The following is a 452-nucleotide window of genomic DNA, read 5'->3' on the forward strand; positions in this document are numbered from 1 at the left end:
TGACGATACCCTCGTAAACCCAATCCGAAAGAGTCAACGTCATGCCCCGCGGTTGTTCGGTCTCGGCGTCGGTGTCGAAGGTCCAGCTATCTAGCCAATTAAAGCCGGCCTTCTGACGACGCGCCGATGCTCGGATCGAGGTCGTGATGGAGGTCGTCTGGAGCCGTAACAGCGCCGCTTGCAGCTCCTGATAGTCCCTGCCCCCGGTGCTACGCTTAATCGCCCGCAACAGGTCGTAGGGCGTAGTCGTCAGCGTGCGGGGTATGTCGTTCAAGCCTTGCTGCTTCATGCGATTGAGCGTGGACGCCGCCCATATTAGGATATCGGCGTCCCAGATCGTCGCCATGCCGTAGTCGGGAATTGCCTGCACGCGCACCCAGGCTTCGCCGTCCGGGCTGCGATACTCGATCGGTTTCAGCCGCTTGCGCTTTTGAAGCGAGAAAAACGGCCGC

The 452-nt window shown here is 60.4% G+C and carries 1 protein-coding gene; it reads right to left on the minus strand.

The genetic code is table 11. The features are described 5' to 3' along the window. Positions 1–452: replication initiator protein A (locus AACY49_RS31000; RefSeq protein WP_339528133.1), on the minus strand; the 452-nt coding region annotated here is incomplete at both ends.

It is taken from the genome of Pseudomonas sp. EL_65y_Pfl2_R96 (genome assembly GCF_963970905.1).
Classification (GTDB): domain Bacteria; phylum Pseudomonadota; class Gammaproteobacteria; order Pseudomonadales; family Pseudomonadaceae; genus Aquipseudomonas.